The organism is Streptomyces sp. NPDC002564, assembly GCF_042889645.1.
In the GTDB taxonomy this organism is placed as follows: Bacteria; Actinomycetota; Actinomycetes; order Streptomycetales; family Streptomycetaceae; genus Streptomyces.
Map to the genome: position 1 here is coordinate 1 of NZ_JBIARE010000032.1, position 1,322 is coordinate 1,322.

At 71.6% G+C, this 1,322-nt stretch carries 1 protein-coding gene; it reads right to left on the reverse strand.

All coding sequences use genetic code 11. The features are described 5' to 3' along the window. Positions 1-86: 86 nt before the first annotated feature. On the reverse strand, positions 87-923 hold the full coding sequence (locus ACFYXE_RS38390; RefSeq protein WP_361174634.1) for a PhzF family phenazine biosynthesis protein: 837 nt from the start codon (positions 921-923) through the stop codon (positions 87-89). Positions 924-1,322: the final 399 nt, after the last annotated feature.

Below are 1,322 nucleotides of genomic sequence, written 5' to 3' on the forward strand. Positions count from 1 at the left end.
GGAAGGCCACGTCCAGGGTGCCGGTCAGGGTCTCCGAACGCCGGTTGGCCGGCGTGCCGTTGGCCGGGGCGGGCGACTGCGCCAGATCAGACATGGATGACTCCCTCGATCACGACGGCGCCGTGGCCGGAGACCTGGACGGAGTCGACGCGGTCGCCCTCGCCGTGCACCAGCGCACCCATGGGGGAGGGGCGGCCCATGTCCACACCCTGGGTGATCTCGATGTGCTGCCCGTACGAGGCGAGGCCGTGCCGGGCGATGTGGATGGCGATGGGACCGGCGGCGGAGCCGGTGGCGGCGTCCTCCACGACCCCGTACGCGGGGGAGAACATGCGGTTGCGCCACGTGGTGCCGGAACCGGCGATGCAGTTGGTCGCCATGTCCGGGAAGCTCGCCAGGGCGCGGTGGTCCGGGTCCACCTTGGACAGGGCCTCGAAGCTCTCGAAGCCGACCAGGACGTGCCGCGGGCCGTTGCGGTAGATCTCCACCGGCAGCGTCGACTCGCGGATGCCGAGGGCCTCCAGGAGCTCGTCGGCCCGGTCGAAGGGCTCCCACACGGGCACCGGCTGGCGCATGCTGGTCGCGACGACCTGGCCGCCCGAGCGTTCGAGCTCGAAGGGGATGATGCCCATCTCGGTCTCGATCCGCAGCCGGTCGGCGTCGGTGCGCCGGCCCAGCGCGATGGCGGTGCCCAGCAACGGGTGTCCGGCGAAGGGCAGTTCGTTGACGGGCGTGAAGATCCGCACGTGCACGTCCCCGCCCTGCTTGGGTCCGAGTACGAACGTGGTCTCCGAGAGGTTCATCTCCCCCGCGATGCGCTGCATCTGCTCGGCGCTCAGGTCGTCCGCGTCGAAGAAGACGGCGACCGGATTGCCGGAGAGGGGTTGTCGGGCGAACGCGTCGACCACTACGTAGTTGTGCATCAGTACTCCCACTCGTCCTTCTGTGTGCGGTGTCGCGTGACCTGCCGGGCGCGGGGCCGGAGCCGGGCCGACGCTCGGGGGAGGGCGCCGGCCCGGCGGTCCATGGGGATGGTGCGGGTGGTTCCGGCACGCCCGGCGAGATCGGGGGCGCGGGCCGGACAACGCTGTCCGGCGGGTCGCTGCCCACGATGCGCGATCCATCTTTGGGGATGACGGAATCCGGCTGGAATGCAGCCATAACCGTCCTGGGCGCGGGTGCCGCCCGGGTGTTCGGACGGTCAGGGGGTCCAGGCGGAGACGGCGGTCAGGGCCTGGGCGGGGTTGAGGCGGGGGTCGCAGCAGGAGGTGTAGCGCTCGCCCACCCGTGCCAGGTCGGCCTCGGTGCTCGCGCACTCGGTG

Coding starts and splice junctions, on each gene's coding strand:
- ACFYXE_RS38390 (WP_361174634.1), bottom strand. CDS start 923: ATGCACAACTACGTAGTGGTCGACGCGTTCGCCCGACAACCCCTCTCC.